Source organism: Cellulosimicrobium sp. 72-3 (genome assembly GCF_013127315.1).
Classification (GTDB): domain Bacteria; phylum Actinomycetota; class Actinomycetes; order Actinomycetales; family Cellulomonadaceae; genus Cellulosimicrobium; species Cellulosimicrobium funkei.
In genome coordinates, this window is sequence record NZ_CP053419.1 from 1870742 (window position 1) to 1890399 (window position 19658).

Genomic DNA, 19658 nt, shown 5'->3' on the forward strand with positions numbered 1-19658 from the left:
GACCGTCATGACTGAACGCGTCGTGCTCGCCTACTCGGGCGGCCTGGACACGTCGGTGGCCATCGGCTGGATCGCCGAGGCCACGGGCGCCGAGGTCGTCGCCGTCGCGGTCGACGTCGGCCAGGGTGGGGAGGACCTCGAGGTCATCCGGCAGCGTGCCCTGGACTGCGGCGCCGTCGAGGCGTACGTCGCCGACGCGCGCGACGAGTTCGCGGCGGAGTACTGCATGCCCGCGCTGCGCGCGAACGCCCTGTACCTCGACCGGTACCCGCTCGTCTCGGCGCTGTCGCGCCCGGTCATCGTCAAGCACCTCGTGCGCGCGGCGCGCCAGTTCGGCGCGACGACCGTCGCGCACGGCTGCACGGGCAAGGGCAACGACCAGGTGCGCTTCGAGGTCGCGACGACGTCCCTCGCGCCCGAGCTCAAGACGATCGCGCCCGTGCGCGACCTCGCGCTGACGCGCGAGAAGGCCATCGAGTACGCGGAGAAGCACGCGCTGCCCATCGCCACGACGAAGCACAACCCGTTCTCGATCGACCAGAACGTGTGGGGGCGCGCGGTGGAGACCGGCTTCCTCGAGGACATCTGGAACGCGCCGACCAAGGACGTCTACAACTACACCGACGACCCCACGTTCCCGCCCGTCGCGGACGAGGTCGTCGTCACGTTCGAGCAGGGCGTCCCGGTCGCGCTCGACGGCGTCGCGGTGACCCCGCTGCAGGCGATCCAGGAGATGAACCGCCGCGCGGGCGCCCAGGGCGTCGGGCGGATCGACATCGTCGAGGACCGGCTGGTGGGCATCAAGTCGCGCGAGGTCTACGAGGCGCCGGGCGCGATCGCCCTCATCGCCGCGCACCAGGAGCTCGAGAACGTCACCCTCGAGCGCGAGCAGGCCCGCTTCAAGCGCGGCGTCGAGCAGCGCTGGACCGAGCTCGTCTACGACGGCATGTGGTTCAGCCCGCTCAAGCGCTCGCTCGACGTGTTCGTCGACGACACCCAGCGCTACGTGTCCGGCGACGTGCGCCTCGTGCTGCACGGCGGGCGCGCGACCGTCACGGGCCGGCGCTCGGACGCGAGCCTCTACGACTTCAACCTCGCGACGTACGACGAGGGCGACTCGTTCGACCAGTCGCAGGCCAAGGGATTCATCGAGATCTACGGTCTCACCGCGAAGCTCGCCGCCGCGCGCGACGAGAAGTTCGGCAACGGTGTGGACCTCGGGACGGGAGCGCTGTGAGCACGCACGACGACCAGGACGGCACCGCCGTCGAGCCGACCGAGACGGCGCGCGTCAGCCTGTGGGGCGGCCGGTTCGCGGGCGGCCCCGCCGACGCGCTGGCCGCGCTGAGCAAGTCCACGCACTTCGACTGGCGCCTCGCGGGCCAGGACGTCGCGGGCTCGAAGGCCCACGCGAAGGTCCTGCACGCGGCCGGCCTGCTCGACGACGACGAGCTCGACGGCATGCTCGCCGCGCTCGAGCGCCTGCGCGAGGACGTCGCGTCGGGCGCGTTCGTCGCGGCCGACGACGACGAGGACGTGCACACCGCGCTGGAGCGCGGGCTCATCGAGCGGGCCGGGCCCGAGCTCGGCGGCAAGCTGCGCGCGGGCCGGTCGCGCAACGACCAGATCGCGACGCTCACGCGCATGTACCTGCGCGACGAGGCGCGCACGATCGCGCGACTCGTGCTCGACGTCGTCGACGCGCTCATCGAGCAGGCCGCCGCGCACCCGGGCGCGGCCATGCCCGGCCGCACGCACCTCCAGCACGCCCAGCCGGTGCTCCTCGCGCACCACCTGCTCGCCCACGCGTGGCCGCTGCTGCGCGACGTCGACCGGCTCATCGACTGGGACGTGCGCGCCGCGCGCTCGCCGTACGGGTCGGGGGCGCTCGCGGGCTCGTCGCTGGGCCTGGACCCGGCCGCGGTCGCTGCGGAGCTCGGGTTCGACGGCCCGGTCGAGAACTCGATCGACGGCACCGCGTCGCGCGACGTCGTCGCGGAGTTCGCGTTCGTCGCCGCGATGCTCGGGGTCGACCTCTCGCGCCTCGCGGAGGAGGTCATCCTCTGGGCGACGAAGGAGTTCGGCTTCGTGCGCCTGCACGACTCCTACTCCACGGGGTCGAGCATCATGCCGCAGAAGAAGAACCCCGACGTCGCCGAGCTCGCGCGCGGCAAGGCGGGCCGCCTCATCGGCGACCTGACGGGCCTGCTCGCGACGCTCAAGGGCCTGCCGCTCGCGTACAACCGCGACCTCCAGGAGGACAAGGAGCCGGTGTTCGACCAGGTCGACACGCTCGAGGTGCTCCTGCCCGCGTTCTCCGGCATGGTCGCGACCCTCGAGTTCGACACCGACCGCATGGCGTCGCTCGCGCCGCAGGGGTTCTCGCTCGCGACGGACGTCGCCGAGTGGCTCGTGCGCGAGGGCGTGCCGTTCCGCGTCGCGCACGAGGTCGCGGGCGCGTGCGTGCGCGCGTGCGAGGAGCGCGGCATCGAGCTGTGGGACCTCTCGGACGACGACCTCGCGTCGATCTCCGAGCACCTCACGCCGGGTGTGCGCGACGTGCTGAGCGTGGAGGGCTCGCTCGCGTCGCGCGACGCCGTGGGCGGCACCGCCCCGGTGCGGGTCGCCGAGCAGCTCGAGGCCGCGAAGGAGCGCTCGGCCGAGTACCGCTTCTGGGCCCAGGACTGACGGTGCCCCGGCTCGCGGTGCGGCAGGCGTGCCCGGCGGTGCGGGTGTGAGCGTCGGTCCGGACGTCCTCGCCGAGCTCGTCCGCCGGGTGCGCGACGCCGTCCCGCGCCTCGGCCCGCCCGGCCCGGGCGCGGTCGCCGCGGGGGAGTGGACGGCGTCGGGCACGCGCCTCGTCGTGGTGGACGGGCCCGCGGGCTCGGGCAAGACGACGCTCGCCGCCCAGCTCGAGGCCGCGCTGCCCGCCCAGGTGCTCCACATGGACGACCTCTACGAGGGCTGGCGCGGGCTCGAGCCCGCCTGGGCACGGCTCCACGCGTGGGTGCTGACGCCGCTCGCCGCGGGCCGGGCCGGGCGGTACCGCCGGTACGACTGGCACCTCGACCGCTTCGCCGAGTGGCACGACGTCCCGGCCGCGCCGTACCTCGTGGTCGAGGGCTGCGGGGCGGGGCGGCGCGCGGCCGACGAGGTCGCGGCGCTGCGCGTGTGGGTGGAGGCGCCGGACGACGTCCGGCTCCGGCGCGGCCTCGACCGGGACGGCGAGGACCAGCGTGACCACTGGCTCGCATGGATGGTCGCGGAGCGCGAGCACTACCGCCGCAACGCCACGCGCGAGCGCGCGGACGTCGTCCTCGACGGGTGGGGTCGGCTCGTGCGCACCGGGCGGACGGCGCCCGGCCCGGACCCGATCGCGCCCCGCACGGGCGTGGGCGGCGAGGCGTAGATTGCCCGGGACGGGAGGTGGTGGCATGCCGGCGGAGGCCTGGACGGACAGTGCGGCAGACATGGTGACGAGCACTGCGACGGACGCTGCGGCGGACGCGCCGACGGGGACGATCGGGGCCGGGGGCGCGCGCGTCGTCGGGCCGTGGGACGCCCCGGCGCGCGGCTGGTACGCGCGCGACGTGCACGAGGTCGCGCGCGACCTCCTGGGTGCCCTGCTCACGCGGCGCAGCGCCGCGGGCGACGTCACGCTGCGGATCACCGAGGTCGAGGCGTACGACGGCGAGCGCGACCCGGGCTCCCACGCGTTCCGCGGGCGCACGGAGCGCAACCGCGCCATGTTCGGCGAGCCGGGCCGCCTCTACGTCTACCGCCACCTGGGTCTGCACCACTGCGTCAACGTCGTGTGCGGGCCGGTGGGCCGCGCGTCCGCCGTCCTGCTGAGGGCCGGGGAGGTGACCGACGGCGTCGGGCTCGCCCGGTCTCGCCGGGTGGCCGCGGGCCGGTGCGACTCGGACCGTCAGATCGCGCGCGGCCCGGCGCGCCTCGCGGTCGCGCTCGACCTCGACCTGCGCCACTACGGCGCGGAGCTGACGGACCCGGCCGGCGAGCTCGTGCTGCACCGGGCGACGGACGGGCTGCACCGGCCGCCGATCGCCACGGGACCGCGCGTGGGCGTGTCGGGCGACGGCGGGGACGGCGAGCTGTTCCCCTGGCGCTACTGGCTCGCCGGGGACCCGACGGTGTCCGCCTACCGCCGCGTGAGCGCGCGCTCCCGCTGAGCCGGGGCCGTCGACCCGCGGCACCACGGTCCGGCGCCGCCCGCGAGGTGGGCGGTGGCCGGGCGACGGCGTCCGGCACGGCAGACTAGGACCCGCGGCCCGGACGGGGCCGCACCCTCGTGCCCGCACGGCGGGCACTCGACGAAGGAGCAGAAGTGAGCGACGTTCTCGACGAGCTGCAATGGCGAGGCCTGGTGGCGCAGTCCACCGACGAGGCCGCGCTGCGCGCCGCGCTGGCCGAGGGCCCGATCACCTATTACTGCGGCTTCGACCCGACGGCGCCGAGCCTGCACCACGGCCACCTGGTCCAGCTCCTCCTGCTGCGCCACCTCCAGCTCGCCGGCCACCGGCCGATCGCGCTCGTGGGCGGCGCGACGGGCATGATCGGCGACCCGCGCCAGTCGGGGGAGCGGGTGCTCAACTCGAAGGAGACGGTCGCCGACTGGACCGAGCGTCTGCGCGGCCAGGTCTCGCGCTTCCTGGACTTCGAGGGGGAGAACGCGGCGCGCGTCGTCAACAACCTCGACTGGATCTCGGAGATGTCGGCGATCGACTTCCTGCGCGACGTGGGCAAGCACTACCGCCTCGGCACGATGCTCGCCAAGGACACGGTGGCGCGCCGCCTGAGCTCGGACGAGGGCATCAGCTTCACGGAGTTCAGCTACCAGATCCTCCAGGGCATCGACTTCCACGAGCTGTACCTGCGCCACGGGGTCACGCTGCAGACGGGCGGGAACGACCAGTGGGGCAACCTGCTCTCGGGCGTCGACCTCATCCGTCGGACGGAGGGCGCGTCGGTGCACGTCATGACGACGCCGCTCATCACGAAGGCCGACGGCACGAAGTTCGGCAAGACCGAGGGCGGCGCGGTCTGGCTCGACGCCGACATGATGAGCCCGTACGCGTTCTACCAGTTCTGGCTCAACGCGGCGGACGACGACGTCGTGCGGTTCCTGAAGATCTTCACCTTCCGCTCGCGCGAGGAGATCGCGGAGCTCGAGGCCGCGGTCCGGGAGCGGCCGGGGGCACGGGAGGCGCAGCGCACGCTCGCCGCCGACGTGACGACGCTCGTGCACGGGGCGGCGGCGACCGACGCGGTCATCGCGGCGAGCCAGGCGCTCTTCGGGCGTGGCGAGCTCGACGCCCTCGACGAGCGCACGCTCGAGGCGGCGGTCGCCGAGCTGCCGCGCGCGACGGCGCAGGTCGGCGACCCGGTCGTCGACCTCCTGGTGGCGGCGGGCCTCGTCGCGTCGAAGGGGGCGGCACGCCGCGCGGTCGCGGAGGGCGGCGCGTACGTCAACAACGTCAAGGTCACCGGTGAGGACACGACGCTCGGGGCCGACGACCTGCTGCACGGACGGTTCGCGCTGCTGCGCCGGGGCAAGAAGACCCTCGGGGTCGCCGTCGCCGGCTGATCCGGAGGGCGAGGGACAGGAGGGGCCGGGCCGCGTCGAGCGGTGCCGGCCCCTCCTGCGTCGGGTCCCGCGAGGGCGGCACGGAGCGGATTTGGCACTCCCGCGGAGCGCGTGTAGTGTTCTCGACGTTCGCCCGGCAGGGAGGAACGGACACCGGGTCTCGATCATCCGAGACGGTGGCTGGTCCCCCGGGCGGTCCCCTCGAAGATCGACAGGGTGCTTCGCGCGCCCTGAGGATGTTCGAGGCTGCTGGCTCCACGACCGGCCCTCCGAGCTCGGAACGCCGAGTTGGAAGGGACACCGAGGATCTGGTAGATTAGAGAAGTTGCCCCAAGCGAGGTTCTGCCCGGTCGGGTGGTGCTGAGTTGGTGTGTGTCGGTTGTTTGAGAACTCAACAGTGTGCTTGTTAGTCAATGCCAAATTTTTTGTCCCTGTGGCATGGCTGGCCTGGTTGCCCGTCGGGTGGTTGGGTTGGTTGTGTCTGGGATTCCTTTGGTTGATTTCGGAAGATGATGTCATCTTTCGTGTTGATGCCAGTTTTGTGAACCCTGTTGGGGTTCGCTTCGTATGGATTGTTCACTGCCGGGTTTTGTCCTGGTGGTGGGCGTTGTTCATTTACGGAGAGTTTGATCCTGGCTCAGGACGAACGCTGGCGGCGTGCTTAACACATGCAAGTCGAACGATGATGCCCAGCTTGCTGGGCGGATTAGTGGCGAACGGGTGAGTAACACGTGAGTAACCTGCCCTTGACTTCGGGATAACCCCGGGAAACCGGGGCTAATACCGGATATGAGCCGTCCTCGCATGGGGGTGGTTGGAAAGTTTTTCGGTCAGGGATGGGCTCGCGGCCTATCAGCTTGTTGGTGGGGTGATGGCCTACCAAGGCGACGACGGGTAGCCGGCCTGAGAGGGCGACCGGCCACACTGGGACTGAGACACGGCCCAGACTCCTACGGGAGGCAGCAGTGGGGAATATTGCACAATGGGCGAAAGCCTGATGCAGCGACGCCGCGTGAGGGATGAAGGCCTTCGGGTTGTAAACCTCTTTCAGCAGGGAAGAAGCGCAAGTGACGGTACCTGCAGAAGAAGCGCCGGCTAACTACGTGCCAGCAGCCGCGGTAATACGTAGGGCGCAAGCGTTGTCCGGAATTATTGGGCGTAAAGAGCTCGTAGGCGGTTTGTCGCGTCTGGTGTGAAAACTCGAGGCTCAACCTCGAGCTTGCATCGGGTACGGGCAGACTAGAGTGCGGTAGGGGAGACTGGAATTCCTGGTGTAGCGGTGGAATGCGCAGATATCAGGAGGAACACCGATGGCGAAGGCAGGTCTCTGGGCCGCAACTGACGCTGAGGAGCGAAAGCATGGGGAGCGAACAGGATTAGATACCCTGGTAGTCCATGCCGTAAACGTTGGGCACTAGGTGTGGGGCTCATTCCACGAGTTCCGTGCCGCAGCAAACGCATTAAGTGCCCCGCCTGGGGAGTACGGCCGCAAGGCTAAAACTCAAAGGAATTGACGGGGGCCCGCACAAGCGGCGGAGCATGCGGATTAATTCGATGCAACGCGAAGAACCTTACCAAGGCTTGACATGCACGAGAAGCCACCAGAGATGGTGGTCTCTTTGGACACTCGTGCACAGGTGGTGCATGGTTGTCGTCAGCTCGTGTCGTGAGATGTTGGGTTAAGTCCCGCAACGAGCGCAACCCTCGTCCCATGTTGCCAGCGGGTTATGCCGGGGACTCATGGGAGACTGCCGGGGTCAACTCGGAGGAAGGTGGGGATGACGTCAAATCATCATGCCCCTTATGTCTTGGGCTTCACGCATGCTACAATGGCCGGTACAAAGGGCTGCGATACCGTAAGGTGGAGCGAATCCCAAAAAGCCGGTCTCAGTTCGGATTGGGGTCTGCAACTCGACCCCATGAAGTCGGAGTCGCTAGTAATCGCAGATCAGCAACGCTGCGGTGAATACGTTCCCGGGCCTTGTACACACCGCCCGTCAAGTCACGAAAGTCGGTAACACCCGAAGCCCATGGCCCAACCGTTCGCGGGGGGAGTGGTCGAAGGTGGGACTGGCGATTGGGACTAAGTCGTAACAAGGTAGCCGTACCGGAAGGTGCGGCTGGATCACCTCCTTTCTAAGGAGCTACCAACCCTCGTCCGCTGGTGTTTGCTGGTGGGTGGGTGGTTCAGGTGCCACGCCATCGCCGTCCGTGTGGTGGGTGGTTGCTCATGGGTGGAACATTGACGAAAGAGTCTTCTTGGTCTTGCTGGTGTCAGTACCTGCCGGCTCGCACGATCCTCTCGGGGTGCGTGTGGGTGGTGGTGGAACATCGCGGGTGGGACTGGGGGGCTTGTCGAGCACACTGTTGGGTCCTCAGGTCACCGGCCACCGGTTGGTGGGGTGCCTGGTACGGGCCGGTCCTTGGACCACGAACCGCTTCGTCTGCGCTCCTGTATGAGGGTGTGGCTGGGGTAGGCGGGTCTGGTGGGGTCGGGGTCGTTGGTTGTTTGAGAACTGCACAGTGGACGCGAGCATCTTTGTAAAGATCAAGACGCACCCTTTTGGGGGTGTGGTTCTTGGTTCTCTGCAGTTTTGTTGTTTTTGTTGAAGTTTTTAAGGGCACAGGGTGGATGCCTTGGCACTAGGAGCCGAAGAAGGACGTGGTAGCCTGCGATAAGCCTCGGGGAGCTGGCAAACGAGCTGTGATCCGAGGGTTTCCGAATGGGGGAACCCCGCACGAGTCATGTCGTGTGACCCGCACCTGAATATATAGGGTGTGTGGAGGGAACGTCGGGAAGTGAAACATCTCAGTACCGACAGGAAGAGATATTCCGTGAGTAGTGGCGAGCGAAAGCGGATGAGGCCAAACCGGGCGCGTGTTCAAGCTGTCAGGCGTTGCGTGTTCGGGGTTGTGGGACCCTTCTGGTGGATCTGACAGTCCACCGGGGAGTAAGAAAGCCGTGTCATAGTCGAACCGCATTGAAAGGCGGACCACAGACGGTGCGAGTCCGGTAGACGAAATGGTGCGGCCTCCCGAAGGGGATCCCAAGTAGCACGGGGCCCGAGAAATCTCGTGTGAATCTGGCAAGACCACTTGCTAAGCCTAAATACTACCTAGTGACCGATAGCGGACCAGTACCGTGAGGGAAAGGTGAAAAGTACCCCGGGAGGGGAGTGAAATAGTACCTGAAACCGTGTGCCTACAATCCGTTGGAGCCTCCTTGGCTGGGGTGACAGCGTGCCTTTTGAAGAATGAGCCTGCGAGTTAGTGCTCAGTGGCGAGGTTAACCCGTGTGGGGAAGCCGTAGCGAAAGCGAGTCCGAACAGGGCGCCCATAGTCGCTGGGTCTAGACCCGAAGCGAAGTGATCTAGCCATGGGCAGGTTGAAGCGCGGGTAAGACCGCGTGGAGGACCGAACCCACCAGGGTTGAAAACCTGGGGGATGACCTGTGGTTAGGGGTGAAAGGCCAATCAAACTTCGTGATAGCTGGTTCTCCCCGAAATGCATTTAGGTGCAGCGTCACGTGTTTCTTGCCGGAGGTAGAGCTACTGGATGGCCGATGGGCCCTACAAGGTTACTGACGTCAGCCAAACTCCGAATGCCGGTAAGTGAAAGCGTGGCAGTGAGACTGCGGGGGATAAGCTCCGTAGTCGAGAGGGAAACAGCCCAGACCACCGGCTAAGGCCCCTAAGCGTGTGCTAAGTGGGAAAGGATGTGGAGTTGCACAGACAACCAGGAGGTTGGCTTAGAAGCAGCCACCCTTGAAAGAGTGCGTAATAGCTCACTGGTCAAGTGATTCCGCGCCGACAATGTAGCGGGGCTCAAGTACACCGCCGAAGCCGTGGCATCTGCGCTCAACTCAGGCCTTCGTGGTCCAGAGGCGCAGGTGGGTAGGGGAGCGTCGTGTGGGCGGTGAAGCCGCGGGGGAACCCAGCGGTGGAGCCCACACGAGTGAGAATGCAGGCATGAGTAGCGAAAGACGGGTGAGAAACCCGTCCGCCGAATGACCAAGGGTTCCAGGGCCAGGTTAATCCGCCCTGGGTAAGTCGGGACCTAAGGCGAGGCCGACAGGCGTAGTCGATGGACAAGGAGTTGATATTCTCCTACCGGCGAAGAACCGCCCATACCGAGCCCGGTGATGCTGACCGCCCAAACCTGCCCATCGACCCTTCGGGGTCACCGGGCAGGGGCGCGCGGGACCCAATCCGGTAGTAGGTAAGCGTATTAACAGGGGTGACGCAGGAAGGTAGCCCGGCGTGGCGATGGTAGACCACGTCCAAGGCTGTAGGCCGTCGGGTAGGCAAATCCGCCCGACATGAAGGTTGAGAGCTGACGGTGAGCGCACAAGCGCGAACTGGGTGATCCTATGCTGCCAAGAAAAGCCTCGGCGCGAGGTTCTAGCCGCCCGTACCCCAAACCGACTCAGGTGGTCAGGTAGAGAATACTAAGGCGATCGAGAGAATCGTGGTTAAGGAACTCGGCAAAATGCCCCCGTAACTTCGGGAGAAGGGGGGCCCGAAGCGTGAACACCCTCGCGGTGGGAGCGTGGACGGCCGCAGAGACCAGGGAGAAGCGACTGTTTACTAAAAACACAGGTCCGTGCGAAGTCGCAAGACGATGTATACGGACTGACGCCTGCCCGGTGCTGGAAGGTTAAGAGGACGGGTCAACCCTTCGGGGTGAAGCTCAGAATTTAAGCCCCAGTAAACGGCGGTGGTAACTATAACCATCCTAAGGTAGCGAAATTCCTTGTCGGGTAAGTTCCGACCTGCACGAATGGCGTAACGACTTCTCCGCTGTCTCAACCGCGAACTCGGCGAAATTGCACTACGAGTAAAGATGCTCGTTACGCGCAGCAGGACGGAAAGACCCCGGGACCTTTACTATAGCTTGGTATTGGTGTTCGGTGCGGCTTGTGTAGGATAGGTGGGAGACTGTGAAGCCCGTACGCCAGTGCGGGTGGAGTCAACGTTGAAATACCACTCTGGCCGCTTCGGATGTCTAACCTCGGTCCGTGATCCGGACCAGGGACAGTGCCTGGTGGGTAGTTTAACTGGGGCGGTTGCCTCCTAAAATGTAACGGAGGCGCTCAAAGGTTCCCTCAGCCTGGTTGGCAATCAGGTGTCGAGTGCAAGTGCACAAGGGAGCTTGACTGTGAGACTGACAGGTCGAGCAGGGACGAAAGTCGGAACTAGTGATCCGGCGGTGGCTTGTGGAAGCGCCGTCGCTCAACGGATAAAAGGTACCCCGGGGATAACAGGCTGATCTTGCCCAAGAGTCCATATCGACGGCATGGTTTGGCACCTCGATGTCGGCTCGTCGCATCCTGGGGCTGGAGTAGGTCCCAAGGGTTGGGCTGTTCGCCCATTAAAGCGGTACGCGAGCTGGGTTTAGAACGTCGTGAGACAGTTCGGTCCCTATCCGCTGCGCGCGCAGGAAACTTGAGAAGGGCTGTCCCTAGTACGAGAGGACCGGGACGGACGAACCTCTGGTGTGCCAGTTGTTCCGCCAGGAGCACCGCTGGTTGGCTACGTTCGGAAGGGATAACCGCTGAAAGCATCTAAGCGGGAAGCCTGCTTCAAGATGAGGTTTCCATACCCTACGGGGTGAGAGGCACCCAGCAGAACACTGGGTCGATAGGCCGGACGTGGAAGCGGGGACGAAAGACCCGTGCAGCTGACCGGTACTAATCAGCCGACAACTTCAACACCAAACACTTTGCTACGCGTCCACTGTGCGGTTCCCGAACCACCAACACCACACCCCACACGGGGTGCCCCGGTGTCGAGGAGGTTCAACAGAGTTACGGCGGTCACAGCGAAGGGGAAACGCCCGGTCCCATACCGAACCCGGAAGCTAAGCCCTTCAGCGCCGATGGTACTGCCCTGGAGACGGGGTGGGAGAGTAGGACGCCGCCGGACAACCCTTCACCGAAGGCCCACCCCACACGGGGTGGGCCTTCGGCATTTCCGCGCCCAGCACGCCGACTCGCTGGTGCCGCAGCACGCCGTGCAGAGCGCGTGCGAGAGCCGCCGACCGGACCGGACGCCACCGCGCATCCGCTGCCCTGAGGGACGCCGGGTTGCCGCATCGTCAGCGGGTCGCCGGTGGCACGGCAGGAGCCTCGTCGTCCCGTCGTGGGAGGATGGCCTGCGCAAACTTCAGAACGAGAGGGAACCCCGGTGAACGACACCCCCCGTGAGCCCGAGCCGGATCGTCCGTCCGTGGGCGACGACCGCGGCGGTCGCCGCGACCGTGACGGCCGGCAGGATCCTCCCCGTGAGGGACGTGGCCGGCAGGGCGACCGCCGTGGCGGGCCCGCCCGGGGAGCGGGCCGAGGCGCCGGGGACCAGCGGGGCCGGGGCGAGGGCGGATACCGCGGTCGGCGCGACGACGACCGTGGCCGCCCGGGCGGTGACCGGCCCGCGCGGGACGGGGCGAGCCGCGGTACCGGCGGACGCCCGGACCGCGACCGTCGCGACGGGCCTCGCGGCACCGGTGACGCCCGGAGCGGCGACCGCTCCGAGCGTCGGGGTGCCTGGGGCGAGCGTGGCGACGCGTCGCGTGGTCCCCGGCGGGAGTACGGCGCAGGCTGTGACGACCGCTCTCGTCCTCGCGACGGTGACAGCGGGTCGCGCCCGTGGCGTGACGGTGCGGACCGTCCGGCACGGGGTGGCGACGAGGGTCGGGGTCGCTTCGACCGCGACTCCGCGGGCGGGCGCCGGGGACCGGGGGGACCGCGCGACGATCGCCGCGGCGGTGACCGTCCCGGCGGTGAGCGCCGGGGTCACGCCCCGCGCGCCGGGGCGGGTCGCGACCGCGAGGGCTTCGACCGCCGTCCCGAGCCCCGGCACCCTGCCGGCCCGGACCTGCCCGAGGACGTGCAGATCTCCCAGCTCGACCGCGCGGCGCGCGGCAGGCTCCGGACGCTGAGCAAGGACACCGCGGAGGTCGTCGGGCGTCACCTCGTCATGGCGGGCCGCCTCATCGACACCGACCCGGAGCTCGCGTACGAGCACGCGCAGGCCGCGGTGCGTCGTGCGGGTCGCGTCGACGTGGCGCGCGAGGCCGCGGGCCTGACCGCCTACCGGACCGGACGGTACGCCGAAGCGCTGCGTGAGCTGCGCACGGTGCGCCGTCTCAACGGGTCCTCGGAGCACCTGCCGATCATGGCCGACTGCGAGCGCGGCCTGGGGCGGCCGGAGCGCGCGCTCGCCCTCGCGTCGTCGGACGAGGCCGCGACCTTGGACGACGTCGGCCGGACCGAGCTGGCGATCGTCGTGAGCGGCGCGCGCGTCGATCTCGGCGAGCTCGACGCCGCGCTCGCGGCGCTCGACAACGTGCCGCCGGTCGGCCACGGCGGCGAGCTCGGCGCCCGCGTGCTCCAGGCGCGCGCGTCCGTCCTGGAGCTCGCCGGCCGCACGGAGGAGGCCGCCGAGATCCTCGCCGGCATCGACGCGCGCCTGCTGGCGGCCGCGCTCGGCGAGGAGGACGAGGACGTCGTCGTCTACGACCTGAGCGAGGAGCTCGAGGAGGCGGACGAGGACGCGGACGGCTCGGAAGAGCCCGACGCCACGACCGCCGAGCCCGGCGGTGCTCCCGACGCGGACGAGGCCGGGCCGGCGACGTCCGGCTCGGACGAGCGCGAGACGGACGAGGGCGAGACGGACGGGGGCGACCGGTGAGCGCGGGCCTGCTCGCGAGCGACGTCGCCCTCGCGGACCGCTACGACCTCGCGCTCGTCGACCTCGACGGGGTCGCGTACCGCGGGCACGAACCGATCGAGCACGCGTCCGAGGGGCTCACGGCCGCGCGGGGGTGCGGGATGCGGCTCGTCTTCGTGACGAACAACGCGTCCCGCGAGCCCGAGTCGGTCGCGGAGCAGCTCACCGGTCTCGACATCCCGACCACGCCGGACGAGGTGATGACCGCGGCGCAGGCCGCAGCGGCCCTCCTGCGGACCCGGCTCGAGCCGGGTGCGCGCGTCCTCGTCGTCGGTGGCGCGGGTCTGCTGACGGCGGTGCGCGAGGCGGGCTTCGTCGTCGTGGCGAGCGCGGACGACGAGCCGGACGCCGTCGCGCAGGGGTTCGCGCCCGAGCTCGGCTGGACCCAGCTCGCCGAGGCCGCCTACGCCGTCCAGCGCGGTGCGTGGCACGTGGCGAGCAACCTCGACCTGTCCCTCCCGACGGCCCGCGGGTTCGCGCCGGGCAACGGGGCGCTCGTCGGGGCGGTGCGGGCCGCCACGGGCGTGACGCCCGACAGCGCGGGCAAGCCGTCGCCCACGATGTACGGCCTCGCGATCGACCGGGCGGGCGCGCGGGCGCCGCTCGTCGTCGGCGACCGCCTGGACACCGACCTCGCCGGAGCGCGTGCCGGGGGCTACCCCGGTCTGCACGTGCTCACGGGCGTGAGCACCGCGCGGGACGCGATCCTCGCGGAGCCCGGGCTGCGGCCGCACTACCTGGGCGCGGACCTGCGCAGCCTCCTGGAGCCGCACCCCGCGCCCGAGCGCGGCGCCGAGGGCTGGTGGACGTGCGGTGACACCGCGGCGCGCGTCGACGACGGCGTGCTCCGGCTGGACGTGCGTGGCGCGGCGACGATCGACACGGTGCGGGCCGCGGCGTCGGCCGCCTGGGCGGCGGTCGACGAGGGCCTGCCCGTCGACCCGGCGAGCGTCCCCGACCTCCCGGTGGGGACGCACTGACGGCACGCGGGGCGGACCACGGCGGCGACGCGCGGCGCGCGGCGCGCTTCCGGCACCGCGCACGGTCGTCCGTGGGACGCTACCGGTAGCGTGGTCCGCGGTCCCGGGGCGACCCCGGGCGACGAGCGACCAGACAGGAGGCAGGACATGTCGGACGGTCCGCAGCGACCCGTGCCCGGTCCGCCTCCGGGCCGCGCGGCCGACCCGGGCGCCGGCGACGCCGAGGGGTCGCTCGAGCCCGTGCTCGCCCGTCTCGCCGAGCTGGACGGCCTCGCGACCACCGACCACGTGGGGGTGCTGGAGGCCGTGCACGACGCGCTGGTCGCCGAGCTGGCCCGCGCGGAGGACTGAGCGTGGGGGAGCGGGACGGCGCCCGGCTGGACGGCGAGCTCGTCCGGCGCGGGCTCGCGCGGTCGCGTCGGCACGCGGCCGAGCTCGTCGCGGCGGGCCGGGTGACGCGTGCCGGGACGGTGCTGACCAAGCCGTCGACCGGCGTCGGCCCGGAGGACGTCGTCGAGGTGGCCCCCGACCCCCACGACCCGGGCTACGCGTCCCGGGCCGCGTTCAAGCTCGCGGGCGTCCTCGACGCGCTGGACGCGGCCGCGGGCGAGGGCTCGGCGGAGGCTGGGCCGCTGCCCCGGGGCCCGGTCGTCGCCGGCGCGCGGTGCCTCGACCTCGGCGCGTCGACCGGGGGTTTCACCGACGTGCTGCTGCGGCGCGGCGCGCGCGAGGTCGTCGCGGTCGACGTGGGCCACGACCAGCTCGTGCCCGCGCTGCGCGCCGACCCGCGCGTCGTCGTGCACGAGGGGCTCAACGTGCGCGACCTGTCGCCCGAGCACGTGGGGGTCGTGCCCGACGTCGTGGTCGGCGACCTCTCGTTCATCTCGCTGGCGATGGTCCTGCCCGCGGTGGCCGGCGTCGTCGGGCCCGGGACGGACCTCCTGCTGCTCGTGAAGCCCCAGTTCGAGGTCGGCCGGGAGCGCCTCGGCAGCGGCGGGGTCGTGCGCGACCCGGCGCTGCACGTCGAGGTCGTCGCCGCGGTCGCGCGGCACGCCGCGCTGGTCGGCCTGCGGCCGCTCGCCGTCGTGCCGAGCCCGCTCCCTGGTCCGAGCGGCAACCGCGAGTACTTCTGGTGGCTGCGCGCGGGCGACCCGGGCCGGGCCGACGGCGCGGCGTTCGAGGACGAGGCGCTCGAGGGCGCCGCGGCGCAGGCCGTCGCCTGGCAGCCGGGGCCTGACGGCGGCCCGCCCCCGGTCGTCGCGGTCGCCCGCGCCGTGGCTGCGTCCGTCGAGCTGTCCGCCGAGCCGCCCGCCGAGCTGTCCGCCCGACCTCCCGCCGGGGCCGTCCCGCCACCGGCACCGCACGCCGCACCGGGTGCGACCGAGACCACCGACCGACCCCTGACCGGAGGAGCAGCGTGACGCGACGCGTCCTGATCGTCACCCACGGCGGCCGCCCGGAGGCGGTCGTCGCGCTGCACGAGGCGGTGAGCGAGCTCGAGCGCGCCGGATTCGAGGTGACGCTGCACGACGACGACCTCGCGGAGTCGTTCGGTGACCACATGGCGCGCACGCGGGCGCGCGAGGGCGTCGCGGAGTCCGAGGTCGTCATCGTGCTCGGCGGCGACGGCACCATCCTGCGGGCCGCGGAGCTCACCCACGGCACGGGCGTGCCGCTCCTGGGCGTGAACCTGGGCCACGTCGGGTTCCTCGCGGAGAGCGAGCGCGAGGACCTGCGCGCCGCGGTCGGCCGCCTCGCGGCGTTCGACTACACGGTCGAGGAGCGCACGATCGTCGAGGTCCGTGCCTACCTGCCGGGAGAGCCGGAGCCGCTCGTCGGCTGGGCCCTCAACGAGGCGACGGTGGAGAAGGCGCAGCGCGAACGCATGATCGAGGTCGTGCTCGGCGTCGACGGCCGCCCGCTCTCGTCGTTCGGGTGCGACGGCGTCATCACCGCCACCGCGACGGGGTCGACGGCGCACGCGTTCTCGGCCGGCGGGCCCGTGATGTGGCCCGAGGTCGACGCGGTGCTCGTCGTGCCGCTCGCGGCGCACGCGCTGTTCGCGCGCCCGCTCGTCGTCGGTCCCCGCTCGACGATCACGGTCGACGTCCTGCCGGACTCGGCGTCGTCGGGCGTCCTCACGTGCGACGGCCGCCGCCGCATCGACCTGCCGAACGGCTCGCGCGTCGAGGTGCGGCGCTCCGACACGCCGCTGCGCCTCGCGCGCCTGAGCACGGCGCCGTTCACGGACCGGCTGGTGTCGAAGTTCTCGCTGCCGGTGGTCGGGTGGCGCGAGCGCGCGGCGAGCGTCGCCGCGACGGCGGGCACCACCGCGGAGCGCGCCGCCGCCGCTCCGGGCGGCGCGGGCGAGACGGCCAGGCTCCCGGGCGACGGGGGCACCACGGACGAGGAGGAGTGAGCGTGCTCGAGGAGATCGCGATCGAGAACCTCGGGGTCATCCGGTCGGCGCGCGTCCCGGTCGGCGCCGGGCTGACGGTGATCACGGGCGAGACGGGTGCCGGCAAGACGATGGTCCTCACCGGCCTCGGCCTGCTCATGGGCGGCAAGGCGGACCCGGCGACGGTGCGCCCGGGCGCGGCGAGCGCCGTCGTGGAGGGCCGGGTGCGCGTCGCGGACCGCCCGGCGGTCGCGCAGCGCGTCGACGACGCGGGCGGGCAGGTCGACGACGACGGCTCGGTCGTCATCCTGCGCACGGTCGCCGCGGAGGGCCGCTCGCGCGCGCACCTCGGCGGGCGCAGCGTCCCGCAGGGTGTCCTCGCCGAGATCGCCGACGACCTCGTCACGGTGCACGGCCAGTCGGACCAGCTCCGGCTGCGCACCGCGAGCAGACAGCGCACAGCGCTCGACGCGTTCGCCGGGCCGCAGCACGCCGAGCTCCTCGGGCAGTACCGCGAGGCGTGGGCCGAGCGGTCGGCGCTGCAGGCGCAGATCGACGACATCGAGACGCGCGCCGGTGAGCGCGCCCGCGAGGCGGAGCTGCTGCGCCTCGGGCTCGCCGAGGTCGAGCGGGTCGCGCCCCAGCCGGGCGAGGACGTCGAGCTCACCGCGCTCGTCGCGCGGCTCGGGAACGTCGAGGAGCTCCGGGTCGCCGCGCAGCTCGCGCACGACGCCGTCGCGGGCGACGAGGCCGCGGAGCCGCAGGAGAACGCCGTCGTGTCGGTCGACCGCGCGCGCCGCGCGCTCGAGTCGGTGGCCGGGACGGACCCCGCGCTCGCCCGCCTCGCCGAGCGGCTCGCCGAGGTGGGGTACGTGCTGGCCGACGTGGCCACGGAGATCTCGGGCTACGTCGAGGACCTAGCCGCGGACCCGGCGGGTCTCGAGTCCGCGCACGCGCGCCTCGCCGAGCTGGGGACGCTCACGCGCAGCTACGGGGAGACGGTCGACGACGTCCTCGCCTGGGCGAGCGACGCGGGGCTGCGGCTCCTGGACCTGGACGACGGCGGCGAGCGGCTCCAGGCCGCGACGGCGCGCCGCGACGAGCTCGACGCGGAGCTGGACCGGCTCGGCACGGCGATCACGGCCTCGCGCGAGCGGGCCGCCGCCGAGCTCGCCGCGGCCGTGACCGACGAGCTGCGCGGGCTCGCGATGGGCGGGGCGAGCCTCGTCGTGGACGTCGAGCGGGCAGAGGAGCCCGGCCCGTGGGGCGTCGACGCGGTGACGTTCTCGCTCGTCGCGCACGCGGGCGCTCCCGCCCGCCCGCTGGGCAAGGGGGCGTCGGGCGGCGAGCTGTCGCGCGTCATGCTCGCGATCGAGGTCGCGCTCGCGACGGCCGCCGTCGACGGCACCGGCCAGGTGCTGCCCACGTTCGTGTTCGACGAGGTCGACGCCGGGGTCGGGGGCAAGGCGGCCGTGGAGGTGGGGCGCCGGCTCGCGTCGCTCGCGCGGCGCACCCAGGTCGTCGTCGTCACCCACCTCGCGCAGGTCGCGGCGTTCGCGGACGTGCAGCTCGTCGTCACGAAGGCGTCGGGCGAGGGCGACCCGTCGACCGCGGTCACGGTCACCGGTGTGCGCGAGGTCACGGGGGAGGAGCGCGTCCGCGAGCTCGCGCGGATGCTCTCGGGCCAGGAGGACTCCGACGCGGCCCGCCGCCACGCGGTGGAGCTTCTGGAGTCGTCGGTCGTGGGACGATAGGGCACGATGAGACTCACTCTGCGCAAAGCCTCCCTGCCGGAGGCCGGGTCCGGCACGCTCGGCCCGGCCAAGGTCGACGCGCGCACGAAGGCGCTCACGAAGCGACTCAACCCGGGCGACGTCGCGGTGATCGACCACGTCGACATCGACCGGGTCGCCGCCGACGCGCTCGTCGCCGCGAAGCCGTCCGCCGTGCTCAACGCGGCCAAGTCGGTCTCGGGCCGTTACCCGAACCTCGGCCCCGACGTCCTCGTCGAGGCCGGCATCGTGCTCGTCGACGACCTCGGCCCCGCGATCATGGCGATCCCCGAGGGACGCGTGGTGCGGCTCGACGGCGGCAAGGTCTACCTGGGCGACGACCTCGTCGCCGAGGGCGTGCTGCAGAGCGAGGAGACGGTCGCGCGCAGCCTCGAGGAGGCGCGCGCCAACCTCTCGGTCGAGATCGAGTCGTTCGCCGAGAACACGATGAACTACCTGCGCCGCGAGCGGGACCTCCTGCTCGACGGCGTCGGCGTCCCGGACATCCGTACGTCCATCGAGGGGCGTCAGGTCCTCATCGTCGTGCGCGGCTACCACTACCGCGAGGACCTCGCGACGCTGCGCCCCTACATCACCGAGTACCGCCCGGTGCTCATCGGCGTGGACGGCGGCGCGGACGCGATCCTCGACGCGGGGTGGAAGCCCGACATGATCGTCGGCGACATGGACTCGGTCTCCGACCGCGCGCTGAGCAGCGGCGCGGAGATCGTCGTGCACGCCTACCGCGACGGCAAGGCGCCCGGCCTCGAGCGCGTGCAGGAGCTCGGCGTCGAGCCCGTCGTCTTCCCGGCGACCGGCACGAGCGAGGACATCGCGATGCTCCTCGCCGACGACAAGGGCGCCGAGGTCATCGTCGCCGTCGGCACGCACGCGACGCTCGTCGAGTTCCTCGACAAGGGTCGTGCGGGCATGGCGAGCACGTTCCTCACCCGGCTCCGGGTCGGCGGCAAGCTCGTCGACGCCAAGGGCGTGTCGCGCCTGTACCGGCACCGGATCTCCAACCTCCAGCTCTGGCTCCTGTCGATCGCCGGGCTCCTCGCCGTCGTCGCGGCGCTGTGGTCGACGGCGGCGGGCCAGACGTTCTTCGGGATCGTGGGCGCCCGGTTCGACGACCTCTGGTCGTGGATCGGGACGCTCTTCTCGGGCGGCGGCTGA

At 70.7% G+C, this 19658-nt stretch carries 12 protein-coding genes and 3 rRNA genes; all 15 read left to right on the forward strand.

From position 1 onward, the window contains the following. The first annotated feature begins 7 nt into the window (after positions 1-7). Complete coding sequence (locus HKK73_RS08460; protein WP_043655541.1) at positions 8-1237, forward strand: argininosuccinate synthase; 1230 nt, start codon at positions 8-10, stop codon at positions 1235-1237. After that, on the forward strand, positions 1234-2688 hold the full coding sequence (gene argH / locus HKK73_RS08465; RefSeq protein ID WP_171467810.1) for an argininosuccinate lyase: 1455 nt from the start codon (positions 1234-1236) through the stop codon (positions 2686-2688). The genes HKK73_RS08460 and argH overlap by 4 nt, the downstream gene beginning before the upstream one ends. Positions 2689-2734: 46 nt before the next feature. Beyond that, complete coding sequence (locus HKK73_RS08470; RefSeq protein WP_137280356.1) at positions 2735-3409, forward strand: uridine kinase; 675 nt, start codon at positions 2735-2737, stop codon at positions 3407-3409. 61 nt (positions 3410-3470) lie between these two features. Next, positions 3471-4190, forward strand: coding sequence for a DNA-3-methyladenine glycosylase (locus tag HKK73_RS08475; RefSeq protein ID WP_144722864.1), 720 nt, complete (start codon positions 3471-3473; stop codon positions 4188-4190). Between the two features lie 155 nt (positions 4191-4345). After that, on the forward strand, positions 4346-5605 hold the full coding sequence (tyrS, locus tag HKK73_RS08480) for a tyrosine--tRNA ligase (protein WP_171467811.1): 1260 nt from the start codon (positions 4346-4348) through the stop codon (positions 5603-5605). A gap of 614 nt (positions 5606-6219) precedes the next feature. After that, a 16S ribosomal RNA gene (locus HKK73_RS08485) occupies positions 6220-7741 on the forward strand. A gap of 469 nt (positions 7742-8210) precedes the next feature. Continuing rightward, positions 8211-11318: ribosomal RNA gene (locus HKK73_RS08490) — 23S ribosomal RNA — on the forward strand. 94 nt (positions 11319-11412) lie between these two features. After that, positions 11413-11529, forward strand: a 5S ribosomal RNA gene (rrf, locus tag HKK73_RS08495). The 16S, 23S and 5S rRNA genes sit together here, the layout of an rRNA operon. A 960-nt stretch (positions 11530-12489) precedes the next feature. Then, on the forward strand, positions 12490-13293 hold the full coding sequence (locus tag HKK73_RS08500; RefSeq protein ID WP_253705856.1) for a hypothetical protein: 804 nt from the start codon (positions 12490-12492) through the stop codon (positions 13291-13293). Further along, positions 13290-14312: an HAD-IIA family hydrolase gene (locus HKK73_RS08505; protein ID WP_171467812.1), complete on the forward strand. Its 1023-nt coding sequence runs from the start codon at positions 13290-13292 to the stop codon at positions 14310-14312. The genes HKK73_RS08500 and HKK73_RS08505 overlap by 4 nt, the downstream gene beginning before the upstream one ends. Positions 14313-14459: 147 nt before the next feature. Beyond that, positions 14460-14663: a hypothetical protein gene (locus HKK73_RS08510; protein WP_086150273.1), complete on the forward strand. Its 204-nt coding sequence runs from the start codon at positions 14460-14462 to the stop codon at positions 14661-14663. A gap of 2 nt (positions 14664-14665) precedes the next feature. Further along, positions 14666-15733, forward strand: coding sequence for a TlyA family RNA methyltransferase (locus HKK73_RS08515; protein ID WP_371810607.1), 1068 nt, complete (start codon positions 14666-14668; stop codon positions 15731-15733). After that, on the forward strand, positions 15730-16731 hold the full coding sequence (locus HKK73_RS08520; RefSeq protein ID WP_034650767.1) for an NAD kinase: 1002 nt from the start codon (positions 15730-15732) through the stop codon (positions 16729-16731). The genes HKK73_RS08515 and HKK73_RS08520 overlap by 4 nt, the downstream gene beginning before the upstream one ends. 2 nt (positions 16732-16733) lie before the next feature. Next, positions 16734-18464: a DNA repair protein RecN gene (recN, locus tag HKK73_RS08525; RefSeq protein ID WP_043658037.1), complete on the forward strand. Its 1731-nt coding sequence runs from the start codon at positions 16734-16736 to the stop codon at positions 18462-18464. A gap of 6 nt (positions 18465-18470) precedes the next feature. Continuing rightward, positions 18471-19658 carry a putative cytokinetic ring protein SteA gene (gene steA, locus HKK73_RS08530; protein WP_021482582.1) on the forward strand — a complete coding sequence of 396 codons (1188 nt, stop codon included), beginning with the start codon at positions 18471-18473 and terminating at the stop codon, positions 19656-19658.